General features: G+C 71.9%; 16 protein-coding genes. 8 read left to right on the forward strand and 8 right to left on the reverse strand.

Going from position 1 to position 16,000, the window contains the following annotated elements; all coding sequences use genetic code 11:
- Positions 1-34: 34 nt before the first annotated feature.
- On the reverse strand, positions 35-1,288 hold the full coding sequence (locus VM306_RS29725; RefSeq protein WP_325521056.1) for a hypothetical protein: 1,254 nt from the start codon (positions 1,286-1,288) through the stop codon (positions 35-37).
- Positions 1,285-1,863, reverse strand: coding sequence for a sigma-70 family RNA polymerase sigma factor (locus tag VM306_RS29730; protein WP_325521057.1), 579 nt, complete (start codon positions 1,861-1,863; stop codon positions 1,285-1,287). The genes VM306_RS29725 and VM306_RS29730 overlap by 4 nt, the downstream gene beginning before the upstream one ends.
- 114 nt (positions 1,864-1,977) lie before the next feature.
- On the opposite strand from VM306_RS29730, the gene VM306_RS29735 reads away from it, so the two are divergent.
- Both VM306_RS29735 and VM306_RS29740 read left to right on the forward strand, forming a co-directional pair.
- Entirely contained in the window at positions 1,978-2,193 is a 216-nt protein-coding gene (locus VM306_RS29735) for a hypothetical protein (protein ID WP_325521058.1), read from the forward strand.
- A gap of 491 nt (positions 2,194-2,684) precedes the next feature.
- The gene (locus VM306_RS29740) at positions 2,685-3,416 is read left to right on the forward strand and encodes an SDR family oxidoreductase (protein WP_325521059.1); all 732 of its coding nucleotides are present in this window, start codon (positions 2,685-2,687) and stop codon (positions 3,414-3,416) included.
- On the opposite strand, the gene VM306_RS29745 is transcribed toward VM306_RS29740, so the two are convergent.
- Together VM306_RS29745 and VM306_RS29750 are read right to left on the reverse strand one after the other, a co-directional pair.
- Positions 3,398-3,901, reverse strand: coding sequence for a DUF2087 domain-containing protein (locus tag VM306_RS29745; protein ID WP_325521060.1), 504 nt, complete (start codon positions 3,899-3,901; stop codon positions 3,398-3,400). The two genes, VM306_RS29740 and VM306_RS29745, sit on opposite strands and share 19 nt — an antisense overlap.
- 75 nt (positions 3,902-3,976) lie before the next feature.
- Positions 3,977-4,453 carry a hypothetical protein gene (locus VM306_RS29750; RefSeq protein WP_325521061.1) on the reverse strand — a complete coding sequence of 159 codons (477 nt, stop codon included), beginning with the start codon at positions 4,451-4,453 and terminating at the stop codon, positions 3,977-3,979.
- A 41-nt stretch (positions 4,454-4,494) separates the two neighbouring features.
- On the opposite strand from VM306_RS29750, the gene VM306_RS29755 reads away from it, so the two are divergent.
- Positions 4,495-5,514, forward strand: coding sequence for a YafY family protein (locus VM306_RS29755; RefSeq protein ID WP_325521062.1), 1,020 nt, complete (start codon positions 4,495-4,497; stop codon positions 5,512-5,514).
- Here VM306_RS29755 and VM306_RS29760 read toward each other — a convergent pair.
- The 4 genes from VM306_RS29760 to VM306_RS29775 are packed head-to-tail and all read right to left on the reverse strand — an operon-like array spanning position 5,502 to position 9,736.
- Entirely contained in the window at positions 5,502-6,131 is a 630-nt protein-coding gene (locus VM306_RS29760; protein ID WP_325521063.1) for a DUF2238 domain-containing protein, read from the reverse strand. The genes VM306_RS29755 and VM306_RS29760 overlap by 13 nt on opposite strands.
- Complete coding sequence (locus tag VM306_RS29765; protein WP_325521064.1) at positions 6,121-6,660, reverse strand: sugar O-acetyltransferase; 540 nt, start codon at positions 6,658-6,660, stop codon at positions 6,121-6,123. The genes VM306_RS29760 and VM306_RS29765 overlap by 11 nt, the downstream gene beginning before the upstream one ends.
- Positions 6,657-7,415, reverse strand: coding sequence for an SWIM zinc finger family protein (locus tag VM306_RS29770; RefSeq protein ID WP_325521065.1), 759 nt, complete (start codon positions 7,413-7,415; stop codon positions 6,657-6,659). Before VM306_RS29770 ends, VM306_RS29765 begins: the two co-directional genes overlap by 4 nt.
- Positions 7,415-9,736: a DEAD/DEAH box helicase gene (locus VM306_RS29775; RefSeq protein ID WP_325521066.1), complete on the reverse strand. Its 2,322-nt coding sequence runs from the start codon at positions 9,734-9,736 to the stop codon at positions 7,415-7,417. The genes VM306_RS29770 and VM306_RS29775 overlap by 1 nt, the downstream gene beginning before the upstream one ends.
- A gap of 40 nt (positions 9,737-9,776) precedes the next feature.
- Between VM306_RS29775 and VM306_RS29780 the strand changes: the two genes are divergently transcribed.
- From VM306_RS29780 to VM306_RS29800, 5 genes are all read left to right on the forward strand, one after another.
- Positions 9,777-10,529, forward strand: coding sequence for a TetR/AcrR family transcriptional regulator (locus VM306_RS29780; RefSeq protein ID WP_325521067.1), 753 nt, complete (start codon positions 9,777-9,779; stop codon positions 10,527-10,529).
- A gap of 119 nt (positions 10,530-10,648) precedes the next feature.
- Positions 10,649-11,905 (forward strand): hypothetical protein, encoded by a 1,257-nt coding sequence (locus tag VM306_RS29785; protein WP_325521068.1) that lies wholly within the window; start codon positions 10,649-10,651, stop codon positions 11,903-11,905.
- The gene (locus VM306_RS29790) at positions 11,902-12,858 is read left to right on the forward strand and encodes a glutamate ABC transporter substrate-binding protein (RefSeq protein ID WP_325521069.1); all 957 of its coding nucleotides are present in this window, start codon (positions 11,902-11,904) and stop codon (positions 12,856-12,858) included. Before VM306_RS29785 ends, VM306_RS29790 begins: the two co-directional genes overlap by 4 nt.
- Before the next feature lie 9 nt (positions 12,859-12,867).
- Positions 12,868-15,015, forward strand: coding sequence for a serine/threonine-protein kinase (locus tag VM306_RS29795; protein WP_325521070.1), 2,148 nt, complete (start codon positions 12,868-12,870; stop codon positions 15,013-15,015).
- Positions 15,015-15,983, forward strand: a complete 969-nt coding sequence (locus VM306_RS29800) for a PP2C family serine/threonine-protein phosphatase (protein WP_325521071.1) — start codon at positions 15,015-15,017, stop codon at positions 15,981-15,983. The genes VM306_RS29795 and VM306_RS29800 overlap by 1 nt, the downstream gene beginning before the upstream one ends.
- The last annotated feature ends 17 nt before the right edge of the window (positions 15,984-16,000 follow it).

Below are 16,000 nucleotides of genomic sequence, written 5' to 3' on the forward strand. Positions count from 1 at the left end.
CCCGACAGTCACTTAGCCATGCCAAGCGATTTGTCTACGGGGTGTCCTTCGGCTTGATCGTCTCCAGCACGGTCCCCGCGGTGTCCCGCACGACCACGCGCGCGTCGGGGTGCCGGTCGATCAGCGGCGCGGCCAGGACGAACGTGCCGTCGGCGACGGTGGCGGGCACGTCGGCCATCCCCGGCCGGGTGTAGGTGACGGAGCCGACCCGCGAGTCGGTCACCAGCCCGACGGCCGCGTAGCTCCTGCTGCTCTCGTACGCGACGCCCTCGGGCGACCTGTCGGGCCCGAAGTCGTGGAACGCGGCCAGCGCCGCGACGGTGGCGCCGCGGACCTCGTCCAGGTCGTCGGTGTCGAACACGGTCCCGCGCACCGGCTCACCGGGCGCGTCCAGGCAGTAGAGCAGCAGGTTCTCGAACCGGCCGACGTGCACGCTGTCGGTGGCGCCGAGGCGGACGGTGAGCGTGTGCGCGAACTGCTCGGCGTCCGGGACGGGGCGGTCGCGCAGGCACTCGCCGAACCTCCGGGCGTCGGGCGTGCCGCGGTCGGCGGGCGGCAGCGGCCGGTCGACGACGGACCGGGTGGGCTTCGGGACGCCGCGCACGGCGGATTCCTCGCCGTTGGCCAGCGCCTGCGTGCCGTTCTCGGCCTTGGTGAAGCCGCTCGGGGCGAGGAACAGGCCGTCGACCAGCGCGGGCGCGGCGGTGTTCACCCCCCTGTCGCCGATCCGGGACAGGCTGAGGAACCTCAGGTCCTGCGAGACGAGGCCCGCCATCGCGCCGGTCGGCGTGGTGAACAGGACCTTCACCTGGCGCGAGCCCGCCGCGACCTGAGCCGGGTCCGGCTCCGAGATCGTGGTCGTGGTGGTGGTGTTCGCGCAGAAGAACACCCCGGCCGGCACCCGGAAGGCGGTGAGGACCGTGCCGTTCTTGCGGCTGGTGGCGATGGTCTGCCACTCACCGGCGGGCGGGTGCTTCCCCGCGGCGGCCGCGCACCGGGCCAGCGCGTCCGGGTTCACCGTGCCGCGTTCGACGTGGTCGACGACCGCGCGGTCCTTGCCGGCGAACTCGCCGTTGTAGGGGTAGGACGGGGCGGCGACCTGGGCCGGACCGCCGAGGAGCGCCTGGCTCGCGAAGACGGCGCCTGCGGCGAGCAGGCCGACACCGGCGGCGATCAGGGCGGGCCGGCCGGTGCGCGGGGCGGGCTGCATACCTTCGGACAGGCGGCGGCGGGCCCGCATGCGGACGTCGTCGGGGAGGCGGCGGTGCTCGGGCAGCTGGTCGATCACAGGGTGTCCTCGGGGGTCAGGTCGCGCAGGCGGGCGCGAGTGCGGGAGACGCGGGCGCGCACGCTCGACTCGGCGATCCCGAGGAGCGTGGCGGCGTCTGCGGTGGACACGTCGCCCAGCAGGCAGAGCTGGGCGATCTCGCGTTCGGACGGCGGCAGCGTCGCGATGGCGGTCACCACCACGGCCAGGCGGCGCTGGGCGTCGGTGCGGGCGGCCACCTCGTCGGCGTGGTCGCGTTCGTGCTGCGGGGCGAGTCTCGACACCAGCCGCACCGCGCGCCGCGAGGCCCGCCACTCGGTGCGGGCGCGGTTGGCCGTCACGGTGTAGAGCCACGGCAACGCCGAGTCGCGCACCAGCCGGGCCTCGCCGCGCTTGCGCCACGCGGTCAGGAACGTCGCGGAGAGCAGGTCCTCTGCCTGCGACCAGGACGCGGTCAGCCGGTAGGCGTAGTTCCAGACCGCCTCGGCGTGGCGTTCGAACAGCTCGGTGAACGCGGCGTGGTCGCCCTGGGCGATCCGGTCCCACAGGCGCGAGTCCGGCGGTCCGAGGTCCGCGCACTCGGTCGTCTCAGTCATCACACTCCGCCTGGGGCCACCACTACCCGCTGTGCTGCGTGACGCCAGTCACACCCTGCCGGGGGACCTGCCCCTCATACGAGGGGTGAATGACAGCGATGGCAAGATCGTGCCGTGCCGATCGAGCAGCCCGGCAGTGTCGAGCCGGAGACCCAGGTGTTCGCGAAGATCCCGACCGAGGTACCGGAAGCGGCGACCATTCCCGGAGTCGCCCCGGTCACGCCCCCTCCATCAGCACCCGCGCCGGCGCCCGCGCGTCCGGCGCCCAGGTCGTTGACCAGGCGGCTCGCCCGCCGCATCCTCGGCCCTACCCTGATGACGAAGAAATAGGCTCACGCGGCTACCGGTCGGGGACCTGGCCCAACCCGCCGCAGACCCGGCAGGCGGTCCGGTCCTCGTTGAGCCCAGAACCATGGCAACGGCTGCACTCCTTCACAGAAGAACAGTGTCCGCTTCTGCTCCGTGTGGCCGCAGCCGCCAAGCAGGGACGGTCACGGCAATAATGGGTGACCCCCATCGTTCACGCTCGGTGATCACGCCTGGGTGAACGGTCGGGCTGGAATCTCGTTGGCGAGCGCGACGTTTCCCGGTACGGTTCTGCGGCTCTCCCCGCGCGGGAGTCTCCACCAGCCAGAGCAGCCGCGCGGGCACGGATGTGACATCTCGTGCAGCACAAGGCCTTCCGGACCGGGAACCGGTTGTTGCCACGACATCGTCCCGGACCCCGCGCACAACGGGCAGAGGTCCTCTTCACGCTCCACACCAGGTTGGTACTCCACACCGGACACGCCGGGCAATCGCTTGATCGAGGGGAGAACCCGATGGCAGTCGTGGTGGTGACGGGAGCGGGGTCCGGAGTGGGACGCGCGGCGGCGCGAACCCTGCTGACGGCGGGGTTCCAGGTCGCGCTGGCGGGCCGGCGCGAGGACGCGCTGACCGAGACCGGGGAGGGCTTCGCGGACTCGGCGTTCGTCGTGCCGACGGACGTGTCGCGTGAGGACTCGGTCGTGGCGCTGTTCGACGCGGTGGTCGCGCGCTGGGGCCGTGTGGACGTGTTGTTCAACAACGCCGGGACGAACGTGCGGCCGACGCCGATCGAGGAGTTCAGCCTCAGCGCGTGGGAGAAGGTCGTGGGCGTGAACCTGACGGGCGCGTTCCTGTGCGCACGTGAGGCGTTCAAGGTGATGAAGACCCACGGCGGCGGCCGGATCATCAACAACGGCTCGATCTCGGCCGCCGTGCCGCGCCCGCACGCGGTGGCGTACAACGCGACCAAGCACGCGATGACCGGTCTGACCAAGTCGTTGTCGTTGGAGGGCCGTGCTTTCGGCATCGCGTGCGGGCAGATCGACATCGGCAACGCGGCGACGGCGCTGACCGAGCGGATGGGCCAGGGCGTGCTGCAGGCGAACTTCGAGGTCGCCGCGGAGCCGACGTTCGACGTGCAGCACGTGGCCGACGCCGTGCTGTACCAGGCTCAGCTGCCGCTCAACGCGAACGTGCAGTTCATGACCGTGATGGCCACGACGATGCCCTACATCGGCAGGGGCTGAGCCTGGTACATGCCGCCGCCGCGCTCCAGCAGACCGAAGTCGACGAGGTAGCGGCGGATGGTGACGTGGTCGACCTCTCCCCCGTCGCACCACGCCTGGAGCCGTTCGTTGATCTCGGACTCCTCGTAGTACGTCCGCGCCACGAAGGCCTTCGACGCGACGTGCTCGAGGATCTTGCGCCGCCGCTCGTGCGCGACCGGCAGCGAGATCAGCTTGTCACCGCGCACGAACGGCGCGAGCCCGTCGGCGGGCACCACCTCGGCGAGCGTGGCGGCGAGCGGCTTGAGGTCCACCGGCCGGGCGGGGTCGCCCTCGACGAGCCCGGCCTCGCGGAGCTTGCGCACCGCCGTGGCGGCGTCCTTGACCGAGACCCCGGAGGCGGCGGCGATGTCGGCGAGGGTCCCCGCCCCGAGGACGACGGCGGCGAAGGCCCGCAGCCTCGCCGGTTCGGCCAGCACGCGCACAACGGTCTCCGGAGTGGTCATGTCTGCGAACCTAACGCCGCCGTCCACCCGTTTACGGCTCCACGCTCTACCGCGACGGCGCCCCCTGCCAGTCGGTCATCTGCCCACCAGGCCCTCGCTCATGACGTCGTGCAGGTAGGCCTCGAGGTCGGGCGCGCCGGGCTCCAGCACGTGCCGCACCCACGCGCGGCGCTCGTGCTCCAGTGGCGGCAGCTCCCACACGCAGCCGATGAGGTCCTTCGGGATGACGCTGAAGCGCGTGAGGTCCGGGTCGGTCGAGCCGAGGAACGGCTGGTCGCCGGACACGGCGGTGCGGCAGTGCAGGACGTTGTCCCAGACCCAGTTGTAGGCGTTGAGGTACATGCCCGCGGCACTGCGGTGCAGCACGGTGACGGTGGCCGGCGGGGTGGGGTCCTCGAAGTCCGGGTAGATCGTGGGCAGGAACGCGTACGCGGCGGCGCGGACGTCGTCGGTGATCTCCAGCCCCGGGGTGACGACCTCGTAGCGCTTGACGTGCCTGCCCGCGATGACCAGCGGTTCCTTGACCGCCAGCTGCTTCTCGTAGAAAGCCATGCGTCGAACGTATGAGCTATCACTGACAGGGTGCGTCAGTGATGCTGCGGGCGTCTGCCGCACCACTGACATCGCTGTGTCAGTGTGTCCCCGTGCGCGCGAGCCGACTCGTCTCCCTTCTCCTCCTCCTGCAGACGAAGGGGCGCATGACCGCGCAGGCCCTCGCCTCCGAGCTGGAGGTGTCGGTCCGCACCATCTACCGCGACGTCGAGTCCCTGCACGCCGCCGGCGTGCCGCTCTACGGCGACGCGGGTCCTGCGGGCGGTTACCAGCTGCTCGACGGCTACCGCACGAGGCTGACCGGCCTGACCGAGCAGGAGGCCGAGTCGTTGTTCCTGGCGGGGCTGCCGGGTCCGGCGGCGGAGCTGGGGCTCGGGGACGCGGTGTCGGCGGCGCAGCTCAAGCTGATGGCGGCGTTGCCGTCGTCGATGCGCGTGCGGGCCTCGCGCACGGTGGAGCGGTTCCACCTCGACGCGCCGTCCTGGTACTCCGACCCGGAACGCTCGCCGTTCCTGGGGCCGGTGGCGGACGCGGTGTGGCGGGAGCGGCTGCTGGAGGTCACCTATCGGCGTTGGCAGGCGCCGGAGGAGGTCACGCGGGTCCTCAAGCCGCTGGGGCTCGTGCTCAAGGCCGGGCGCTGGTACCTGGTCGCGCTGGGGTCGTCGCGGATCTCGACGTACCGGGTGGCGCAGATGCAGGCGGTGTCGGTGCTGGACGAGTCGTTCGCGCGGCCGGAGGGGTTCGACCTGGCGGCGCACTGGGCGGCGTCGCTGGAGGACTTCCAGTCGCGGCAGTTCACCGGCGAGGCGGTCGTGCGGCTGTCGGCGCGGGGGTGGGAGTCGTTCGCGTCGAACGTGCTGCCCGCCGTGGCGCGGGCGGCGGAGCGGTCCGCTGTGGACGATGGCGGGTGGGTGCGGGTGACGATCCCCATCGAGTCGGTCGGGCACGCGGCGGGCATGGTGTTGCGGATGGGCGGCGAGGTCGAGGTTTTAGAGCCGGACGAGCTGCGCGCGCACGTCGCGTCCGTGGTGCGGCAGCTGGCGTCGATCTACCTGACGTGACCGAACCGCGCGAGCTGCCGATCGTGCCACCGCGCCAGCGTCAGCTGCGCGGCGATCGCGCCCAGCAGTGCCATGAACATGTCCCACTGGGTGTCCCAGATGTCGCCCTGAGTGCCGAGGAAGTCGTCCGCGGCCGACCCGCCGAGCACGGCCGAGGCCCATTCGAGGAGCTCGTAGGTCGCGCTGAACGCCAGGCACACGCTCACCACGAGGACGAACAGCCAGCCGCCCGGCCGCAGCGGGGTCCTGCGCAGCAGCAGTTCGCGGGCGAGGACGGCCGGCACGAAGCCCTGGACGAAGTGACCGAGGCGGTCGTAGTGGTTGCGCGCGAGGTCGAACCAGTCCTGCGCCCAGAAGCCCAGTGGCACGCGGGCGTAGGTGTAGTGGCCGCCGAGGACGAGCACCAGCGCGTGCAGGAACAGCAGCCGGTAGAGCAGGGGCGTCAACCGGAACCGGCGGAAGGTGGCGGCCAGGACGACCGCGCCGATCACCACCGGTCCCACCTCGAGGTACCAGGTCGCGCGGTCGTGCGGGCCGATGCCGGACGCGACCAGCGCCGCCGCCGTCAGTGCGAGCAGCACCAACGGTTCCGCGGCGGTGCGTTCCTCAGAGCTCACGGATCACCTTGCAGGGGTTGCCGACGGCGAGCACGCGCGGCGGGATGTCGCGCGTGACGACGCTACCGGCTCCGATCACCGCGTTGTCGCCGATCCTGACGCCCGCGCACACGATGACGCCGCCGCCCAGCCACACGTTGTTCCCGATGGTGATGGGGGCGGCGGTCTCGAAGCGCTGGCGGCGGGCCTCGTGGTCCTCGACGGGGTGCAGTGCGGTGAGCAGCTGGGCGCGGGGTCCGATGGAGACGTCGTCGCCGATGGTGATGGTGGCGCAGTCCATGAGGATGGCGTCGTAGTTGAGGAAGCTGTTGGAGCCCAGGTGGATCTGGTAGCCGTAGTCGCACTGGAACCGGGGCATGACCCACGAGCCCTCGCCGAGGGAGCCGAAGAGCCGGGCGATGACCGTGCCGTCGCGGGTGGCGTTGAACTCGTCCACGAGTGCCTGGGCCCTCAGGCGTTCGGCGACCAGTTCGGGGTCGGAGTCCTTGTACAGCCGGCCGGTCATCATCTTCTGCTTCTCGGTGATCATTCCGCGAGAGTGCCCGAACGCAGCAATGCGCGTGCTCTGGTCGCGGCGATCTCCATCAGCGCGGTGAGGTCCGCGGCCTCGAACCCCGGTGGCGACTCGACCGCGAGCACCACAGGTGTGGTGGTCGGAAGTGTGGGACGAGCGGGCAGCTGACCTGCGATTTCTGGCGAAACCACCACAGGTGTTCTGGTGCCGACGGGTCCGGCGACGCGGTCTTTGAGGGCGTCGAGGAGTTCCTGTTCGGGTTTTCCCTTGAGCAGCAGCAGGACGAACGGGTCGGCGTCGAGCAGCCAGCCGACCTGGAAGGCTAGTGCGGCGGCGTGGCGGCACGGCAGCTCCCAGCCGTCGCAGTCGCAGTCGGGTTCGAGGTCGCCGATGCCGGGCAGCAGGTCCACACCGGACTCCTCGGCGGCGGTGACGAGGTCGCGGGGCATGTCGTTGTCCAGCAGGGCGGCGATGTGCGCCGGGTTCTCGGCGACGCGGTCGAGGAACCGTCCCCAGTGGACCTCGGTGAGCGCCGGCACGTCGACGGTGGTGTTGTGGACGGTGTGGTCGTCGTGGACCTGCGCGTGCAGGCGGCCGGGGCTGACGGTGATCGGGCCGACGACGCCGGCGTGGGCGTAGCGGCGGCCGAGGCGGACCGTCGCGTTGTCGAGCGCGGTGTCCTCCAGGGCCTTCACCCAGGCCTTGCCCCACCACGTGGTGGCGACGCGGCGTTTCACCTTCGGGAACGCGGCGAACCCGCGTGCGGTCATCAGGAGCTCCTGAGCTGGACGAGGTCGGCGAGCTCGGCGTCGGTCAGCTCGGTGAGGGCGGCTTCTCCCCCGTGCAGGACGGCGTCGGCGAGGTCGCGCTTGTCCTGCAGCAGTGCGGCGACGCGTTCCTCGACGGTGCCCTCGGTGACGAGCTTGTGGACCTGGACGGGCCGGGTCTGGCCGATGCGGTGGGCGCGGTCGGTGGCCTGGTCCTCCACGGCGGGGTTCCACCAGCGGTCGAAGTGCACGACGTGGTCGGCGCGGGTGAGGTTGAGGCCGGTGCCGGCGGCTTTGAGCGACAGCAGGAACACCGGGGCGCGGCCCTGCTGGAAGTCGTCGACCATCTGCTCGCGCCGGGGCACGGGGGTGCCGCCGTGCAGGAACAGGGTCGGGTGGGTGATGTGCCGTTCCAGGAGCCGGGCCATGCCGACGTACTGGGTGAAGACGAGCACGGAGCCGTCCTCGGCGACGATCGTGTCGAGCAGTTCGTCGAGCAGGTCGAGCTTGCCGGAGGTGCCCCGCAGCTCGTCGTGACCGAGGTAGTGCGACGGGTGGTTGCAGATCTGCTTGAGCCCGGTCAGCAGCTTCAGCACCAGGCCGCGCCGTGCCATGCCGTCGCTGGCGGCGATCTGGTCGAGGGTCTGCCTGGTGAGCGCCTCGTAGAGGGCGGCCTGCTCGGTGGTGAGCGGGACGGGCAGCTCGGTCTCGGTCTTGGCCGGCAGTTCGGGGGCGACGCCGGGGTCGGACTTGCGGCGGCGCAGCAGGAACGGCCGCACGACCTTGGTGAGGGTGTCGTCGGGCCGGGGCCAGCGGGTGCGGAACGCGCGGTGCGTGCCGAGCAGGCCCGGTGTCGTCCAGTCCAGGATGGACCACAGCTCCGACAGCGAGTTCTCGACGGGGGTGCCGGACAGCGCGACGCGGGCGGCCGCGGGGATGCGGCGCAGTGCCTTGGCGGTGCCGGAGTGCGGGTTCTTGACGTGCTGGGCCTCGTCGGCGACGACCATGCCCCACTGGTGGTGCCGCAGGGTGTCGGCGTCCAGGCGCATGGTGCCGTAGGTCGTGAGGACGACGCCGGAGGTGGCGAGGGTCCGGTGTGGACCGTGGTAGCGGGTGACCGGGGTGCCGGGGGCGAAGCGGTGGATCTCGCGTTCCCAGTTGCCCAGCAGTGACGCCGGGCAGACGACGAGCGTCGGGTGCTCGTGGTCGCGGTGCAGGTGCAGGGCGATGAGCGTGATGGTCTTGCCCAGGCCCATGTCGTCGGCGAGGCAGGCGCCCAGGCCGAGGCCGGTCATGTGGGCGAGCCAGCGCAGGCCGTGGAGCTGGTAGTCGCGCAGCTGGGCGCGCAGTGCCTCCGGCTGGGGGAACTCGGGGACGGTCGTGATCGCGGTGGTGAGGTCGTGCGGGGCGACGGCGACGTGGTCGCCGTCGATGATCGCGGTTCCGGTGAGCGCCGCGGTGACGGCCTGGACGGCGGTGATCGGCGCGAGCTCGCGGCGGACCCGGTCGCGCAGGCGGGGATCGACGAGGACCCACTGGTCTCGCAGCCTGATGACCGGCCGGCTGGCCTCGGCGATGGCGTCCATCTCGGCGTCGGTGAGCGTGTCGTCGCCGAGGGCGAGCTGCCAGCGGAACGTGAGCAGGTCGCCGGCGTCGAACCGGCCGTGGTGCTCGCCGATGACGGCCGTCGCGGACAGGGTGGTGGTGAGGTCGCGGGGCCAGTGGACCTCGATGCCGGTGCCGAGCAGCTCGGTGACCTCGTCGTCGGTGAGGTCGGCCTGGTCGAGCAGGCGCTGCAGCGGTGGCCAGTCGACGCGCGCGATCGCGCGGATGGCGTCGAGCTCGCGGCCGGAGCCCCGCACGTCGCGCGGGTGGGGGTCGGTGATGTCGCGGACCTGCACGATCGCGCGGAACCGCAGGTCGTCGGTCGTCTCGATGCGCAGGGAGAGGGTGATCTGCTCGTCGGCCCACGCGGCGAGCCCGGGAACGTGGTGGACCTCGGTGCCGGCGAACGGCCCGTCGCCACCACCCCGGGGCAGCGTGTCGGCGACGGCGTCGAGGAACTGGCGCAGCTCGTCGTAGTCGCCGTGGGCGGCGAGGCGGCGCAGGTGCAGCTCGTCGGCGTGGTCGAGCGGTCCGACGCGCCAGGTGTCGTGGCAGGCGGGCGTCACGCCGGGGACGATCCGGCCGCGGGCGACGAGGCTGAGCGCGGTGGCGGCGGCCACTCCCCAGTAGTCGTCGGTGCGCAGTGCTTCCGGTAGGGCTTCGAGCAGGGGTTTTCCGTGGAGCTGGCCGAGTCGGGGTGGGTCGGCAGGCGTGAACACACCTTGTACCGTACACCATACGGTACGGTAGGGTCGGGTCGTGATCGAACACACGGGCAGCGGTGACCCGGCGCGGACGCTCGCGTTGCTGTGGCGCACCCAGGAGCGGACCAGCCGCAAGGGCAAGCCGGACCTGAGCGTGGACCGCATCGTGCGGGCGGGGATCGCGCTGGCCGACGCCGACGGGCTCAAGGCGCTGTCGATGCGACGCGTGGCCGAGTCGCTGGGCGTGGGGACGATGTCGCTCTACACCTACGTGCCGGGCAAGGGCGAGCTGGTCGACGTCATGGTCGACACCGTGCAGGCCGCGACCGGGCGTGAGGCGGCCGGGGGCTGGCGCGAGCACCTGGTGTACGTGGCGCGGGAGAACCTGGCCCTGTACCGGCGGCACCCGTGGCTGCTGCGGGTGGCGCCGTCGCGCACGGTGCTGGGCCCGCAGGTGGCGGCGAAGTACGACTTCGAGCTGCGCGGCCTGGAGGGCGTCGGCCTGTCGGACGTGGAGATGGACTCGGTGCTGAACCTGGTGCTCGGGCACGTGCAGAACTCGGCGCGAGGCCTGACCGCGGCGGCGGTGACCGAGAAGGAGACCGGGCTGACCGACCGGCAGTGGTGGGACGCGGCGGCGCCGTTCCTGATGACGGTGTTCGACCCGGCCCGCTACCCGGTGGCCGCACGGGTCGGCGGCGCCGTCGGGGAGGCGCACCAGAGCGCGTTCAGCCCGGAGCACTCGTTCGAGTTCGGGCTGGAGATGATCCTGGACGGCGTCGAACGGCTGGTCGGGTCACGGGGCTAGCGGCGTGGGCCCGGAACGTCGCTGGTTACAGCCGGGTGACACCTCGCGGGACGCGTCACCATTTCGCACGTGCCTGTCGTCCGGATGCCTACAGTTACCGCCACGCCGATCAACCTGCCGTGGGAGGCCTGCTCGTGGTGATCGACTCGCAGCCCCGGCAGGCGCTGGTGCGCCGGGTGACCGGCCTGGCGCGGTCGACGCCGGGGCGGCTGAGCCTGATCGCCGTGGTGCTGGTCGTGGCGAGCCTGGCGAGCGGGTGGCTGTCGACGTGGAGCGTGAACCGGCAGGAACGGGCGCTGGAGGACCTGGCGACGCGGTCGGAGCCGCTCGCGCACGCGGCGCAGGAGGTCTACCGGTCGTTGCAGGACGCCGACGCGACGGCGGCCAGCGCGTTCCTGTCCGGCGGGCTGGAGCCGCCGCAGCTGCGGGAGCGCTACGAGAAGGACATCGCGCAGGCGCAGGCGGCGCTGTCGGTGGCCACGGCCTCCTCCCCCGAGCTCACCACGACGCTCGCGGCGCAGCTGCCGGTGTACACGGGGCTGATCGAGACGGCGCGGTCGAACAACCGGCAGGGCTTCCCGGTCGGCGCGGCCTACCTGCGCGAGGCGTCGGGGCTGATGCGCACGCAGCTGCTGCCGGCGGCGCAGGAGCTGTACCGGGCGGAGACCGACCGGGTGGCGCGCGCCCAGGACGAGGCGAACTTCCCGGTGGCGCCGGTGCTGGTGGCGCTGGCGTTCGTGATCGCGCTGGTGCTGGCGCAGCGGTACCTGACGCGCAAGACGAACCGGCTGCTCAACGTCGGCCTGCTGGTGGCCACGGGCGCGGCGGCGTTGTCGCTGCTGTGGGTGACGACGGTGTCGGTGCTGGTGATGAACGACGTGGCGGACTCGCGCACGGCGTCGGCGAAGGCCGACGTGCTGGCGCGGGCGCGGATCGCGACGCTGACCGCGCGCGGTGAGGAGACGCTGACCCTGGTCGCACGGGGCGCGGGGCAGACCTACGAGAAGAACTTCGTCGAGGTGTCGCGGCGGCTGGAAGGGCTGCTGGAGCAGGCGAGGCGGCTGGACGACACCGAGGCGGTCGCGGCGGCGTCGGAGCACTTCCGGCAGTGGCAGCAGGTGCACCAGCGCATCCGCGAGGCCGACGACGCCGGGCAGTACAGCGACGCGGTGAAGCTGATCGACACCCCGTCGTTCGACTCGCTGGACCAGGCGCTGGTGCGGGCGATCGGTGCGGCGCGGCAGGACTTCAGCGACGAGGTGGCGGTGGCGCGGACGTCGCTGGCGGGCACGGTGGTGGGGGTGCTGGTGCTGGCGTTGATCAGCGCGGCCGGGTCGACGATGGGGTTGTGGCAGCGCCTGAAGGAGTACCGGTGAAGCGACTGGCGTTGGCGGGTGTGCTGCTGCTGGGCGCGTGCGCGGCGGGCCCGGCACCGAGCGAGGTCGTGCCGCGCAGCGCCCCGGCGCCGCAGCCGGCGAACGTGAGCACGGTGACGGCGGCGCCGAGCAGCGGGCCGGACCCGGCGCCGTCGTGCGACGCGACGGCGAGCCTGCGGCCGGGTGCCGTGCCGCCCGCGGGGCAGATGCCGGCGGGCTCGACGATGGAGCGGATCCTGCAGCGCGGCCGGTTGATCGCCGGGGTGGACCAGAACTCGTACCTGATGGGGTTCCGCAACTCCTTCACCGGCGAGATCGAGGGCTTCGACGTCGACGTGGCCCGCCAGATCGCGAAGGCGCTGTTCGGCGACGAGAAGAAGGTGCAGTTCAAGGTCGTCACGTCGGCCGAGCGGATCCCGATGCTCAAGAGCGGCGCGGTCGACGTCGTGGTGCGCACGATGACCATCACGTGCGACCGGCTCGAGGACGTGGACTTCTCGCAGGTCTACTACCAGGCGGGGCAGCGGGTGCTGGTGCGCCGCAACTCCGGCATCACCGGCGTGGACGGGCTCGCGGACAGGAGGGTGTGCGTGGCGTCGGGGTCGACGTCGCTGGGCAACGTCGTGAACAGGGCGAGGACGACCGTCAGCGTGCCGAACTGGACGGACTGCCTGGTGATGCTGCAGCAGGGGCAGGCGGACGCGATCTCCACCGACGACACGATCCTCGCGGGTCTGGCGGCGCAGGACCCGTACACCGAGGTGGTGGGGTCGCGGTTCACCGACGAGTCGTACGGGGTGGGGATCCCGAAGGGGCAGCAGGACCTGGTGCGGTTCGTCAACGGCGTGCTGGAGCGGATGCGCGTCGACGGGACGTGGCGCGGGATCTACGACCGGTGGCTGAGCAGGCTGGGTCCGGCACCGACGCCGCCGGTCGGTCGTTATCGGGACTAGGGGGTCGGGATGAGCGACGAGGTGGAGCTGCCGGAGACGGGGCCGTCGACCGCGCCCGGCACGGCGCCGGGGACCGCGCCGTGGTCGGCGTCGCAGGCGGTGGCGCGGCCGGGTTCGGGCAGGGCGCGGCGGGGCAGCGCGCGGTCGATGAGCCGCGGCCGGTTGGGCGCGGGGCTGGTCGAGGTGCCGCGGGTGCCGTACCGGGACCCGGCGACGGCGGTGCTGGAGAACCCCGAGGTGCCGGAGGCGAAGCGGTTCTGCTCGAAGTGCGGCAAGAAGGTAGGTCGGGCCAGGCACGGCAAGCCGGGGCGGGTGGAGGGGTTCTGCCCGCAGTGCGGTCACGCGTACTCGTTCACGCCGAAGCTGGCGCCGGGCGAGGTGCTGCACGACCAGTACGAGGTGCTGGGGTGTCTGGCGCACGGCGGCCTGGGGTGGCTGTACCTGGCGCTCGACCACGCGGTGAGCGACCGGTGGGTGGTGCTCAAGGGCCTGCTCGACTCAGGTGACGCCGACGCGATGGCGGCGGCGCTGGCGGAGCGGCGGTTCCTCGCCGAGGTCGAGCACCCGAACATCGTGAAGATCCACAACTTCATCCGGCACGAGCAGCGCGAGGGCGACAAGCTCGTCGAGTACATCGTGATGGAGTACGTGGGCGGCGAGTCCATCAAGGACATGATCACGCGCCGCCGCCGGGAAGGCCGCGGGGACGAGGCGCTGCCGCTGGCGCAGGCCATCGCCTACGTGCTGGAGATCCTGCCGGCCGTGGGCTACCTGCACGGCGTGGGGCTGCTGTACTGCGACTTCAAGCCGGACAACATGATCCACACCGAGGAGCAGCTCAAGCTGATCGACCTGGGCGCGGTGCGGCGCATCGACGACCACCACTCCCCCATCTACGGCACGGTCGGCTACCAGGCGCCGGAGATCGGCACGATCGGGCCGTCGGTGTTCTCCGACATCTACACGGTCGGGCGCGCTCTGGCGGTGATGAGCTTCCCGTTCGACTTCCGCGGCCGCTGCAAGGACCGGTTGCCCACGGCGGAGGAGGAACCGCTGCTGGCGCGGTTCGAGTCGTTCCACCGGTTGCTGCTGCGGGCCACGAACCCGAACCCGGAGCTGCGGTTCTGCAGTGCCGAGGACATGGCCGAGCAGCTCACGGGTGTGCTGCGCGAGGTGCTGGCGCTGCAGGACGGGGTGCCGCGGCCGGGCCCGTCGCGGCAGTTCACGCCGGAACGACGCCGGTTCGGCGTGGAGGGCGGGCTGGACCTGGCGGAGGTGGCGCTGGCGTTGCCCGCGCCGAGCGTGAACACCTCCGACGCGGCCGCGTCGTGGCTGGCGACGGCGACGACGACGTCGGACCCGGAGGGTCTGCGCAAGGCACCGGAGGTGACGGTCGAGGTGCGGCTGCGGATCGTGCGGGTGCTCATCGAGTCCGGTGACACCGCGGCGGCGATGCGGGAGCTGGAGGCGCTGACGGCGCCGTCGATGTTCGACGAGCCGGAGCTCGACCCCGCGGAGGACTGGCGCCCGGACTGGTACCGGGGGCTGGCGGCGCTGGTCGACCAGAGGCCGCAGGACGCGCTGCGGTTCTTCGACGCGGTGTGCTCGGCGGTGCCGGGTGAGGCGGCGGCGAAGCTCGCGCTGGGCGTGTGCTGCGAGGCGACGGGTGACCTGAAAGCCGCGGCCGGTTGGTATGAGCTGGTGTGGCGCACGGACCACGCGTACGTGTCGGCGGCGTTCGGGCTGGCGCGGGTGCTGCTCGCGTGTGGTGACCGTGCGCGAGCGGTCGAGGTGCTGCTGTCGGTCCCGGACACATCTTCGCAACACTTGCCGGCGCAGATCGCGGCGGTGCGCGCGCAGCTGGGGGACTGCGGTGCCGAGGACCTCGTCGCGGCCGGGGAACGGTTGCGGGACTTGGACATCGACGTGCACTCGCACACGCAGCTGTCGGCGGAGGTGCTGGAGGCGGCGTACCAGTACGTGACCCGCAATCAGGCCGCCGAGGGCAGGGTGCTGGACTGTGCACTCTCCGAACACGAGCTTCGGCTGGGTCTCGAGCGGCGCTACCGCACGCTGGCCCGGTTCGCGGCCACGCCGGAGGAACGGATCGCATTGGTGGACCGCGCGAACGCGGTAAGGCCTAGGACGTTGGTTTGATGGACACCCTGAAGTGCCCGGAATGCTTCGCGCCCGTCGCCCCGGAAGACCGGTTCTGCGAGGCGTGCGGGCGCAACCTGCTCGTGCGCCGCACGCCGCTGGGCGGGCCGACCGGTCCCGCGCAGGCGTCGTGCATCCTGTGCGGCTCGCCCGACATCGACGACGAGGACTACTGCACCCAGTGCGGCCGTCACCAGCCCTCGGCGCGTGACCGGGTCGAGTACGCCCTGGGCGCGGTGTCGGGTGTGTCGGACCGGGGCAAGCGCCGGGCCCGCAACGAGGACTCGATGGCGTTCGGCACGGTCGCGGGCAAGGGTGTCGCGGCGGTGGTGTGCGACGGTGTGGCGTCGTCGGAACGCGCCGAGCAGGCTTCCCAGGCCGCCGCGGACGCCGCGGTGGACGTGCTGATCAACGCGTTGATCGACTCGGCGGACCCGGAGCAGGCGATGGTGGACGCCGTCGCGGCGTCGTGCTTCGCGGTGGAGCAGCTGGTGGAGGCCGAGCCGCTGGAGGCGGGCGGCCGGGGTGTCGCCCCGTCGTGCACGTTCGTGTCGGTGCTGGTCACCGAGGACGCGGCGACGGTCGGCTGGGTGGGTGACTCCCGGGCGTACTGGTTGTCGGCGGAGGGCTCGAAGCAGCTCACGACGGACGACACGTGGGCGGCGCAGCTGGTCGCGGAGGGTGTGCTGACCGAGGAGCAGGCGCGCACGGACCGTCGCGCGCACGTGCTGTCGCGGTGGATCGGCGCGGACGCGGGACCGGTGGTGCCGCAGGTCGTGACGCTGCCGCTGACCTCGCCGGGGGTGTTCCTGCTGTGCTCGGACGGGCTGCACAACTATCGGCCGGAGCCGGAGGACCTGGAGCCGTTGCTGGGCTCGGGGCCGGAGGAGTACGTGAAGGTGGCGCTGGACGCGGGCGGCCACGACAACATCACCGTGGTGCTGGTGCCGTTCACCCCGGTGGACTGATTTCCGGGAGAGAAGCG

Origin of the sequence: Lentzea sp., assembly GCF_035525475.1 — a bacterium.
Taxonomy (GTDB): Bacteria; Actinomycetota; Actinomycetes; order Mycobacteriales; family Pseudonocardiaceae; genus Lentzea.

Coding starts and splice junctions, on each gene's coding strand:
- VM306_RS29745 (WP_325521060.1), bottom strand. CDS start 3,901: ATGACCACTCCGGAGACCGTTGTGCGCGTGCTGGCCGAACCGGCGAGG.
- VM306_RS29755 (WP_325521062.1), top strand. CDS start 4,495: ATGCTGCGGGCGTCTGCCGCACCACTGACATCGCTGTGTCAGTGTGTC.
- VM306_RS29750 (WP_325521061.1), bottom strand. CDS start 4,453: ATGGCTTTCTACGAGAAGCAGCTGGCGGTCAAGGAACCGCTGGTCATC.
- VM306_RS29770 (WP_325521065.1), bottom strand. CDS start 7,415: ATGACCGCACGCGGGTTCGCCGCGTTCCCGAAGGTGAAACGCCGCGTC.
- VM306_RS29765 (WP_325521064.1), bottom strand. CDS start 6,660: ATGATCACCGAGAAGCAGAAGATGATGACCGGCCGGCTGTACAAGGAC.
- VM306_RS29730 (WP_325521057.1), bottom strand. CDS start 1,863: ATGACTGAGACGACCGAGTGCGCGGACCTCGGACCGCCGGACTCGCGC.
- VM306_RS29740 (WP_325521059.1), top strand. CDS start 2,685: ATGGCAGTCGTGGTGGTGACGGGAGCGGGGTCCGGAGTGGGACGCGCG.
- VM306_RS29800 (WP_325521071.1), top strand. CDS start 15,015: ATGGACACCCTGAAGTGCCCGGAATGCTTCGCGCCCGTCGCCCCGGAA.
- VM306_RS29795 (WP_325521070.1), top strand. CDS start 12,868: ATGAGCGACGAGGTGGAGCTGCCGGAGACGGGGCCGTCGACCGCGCCC.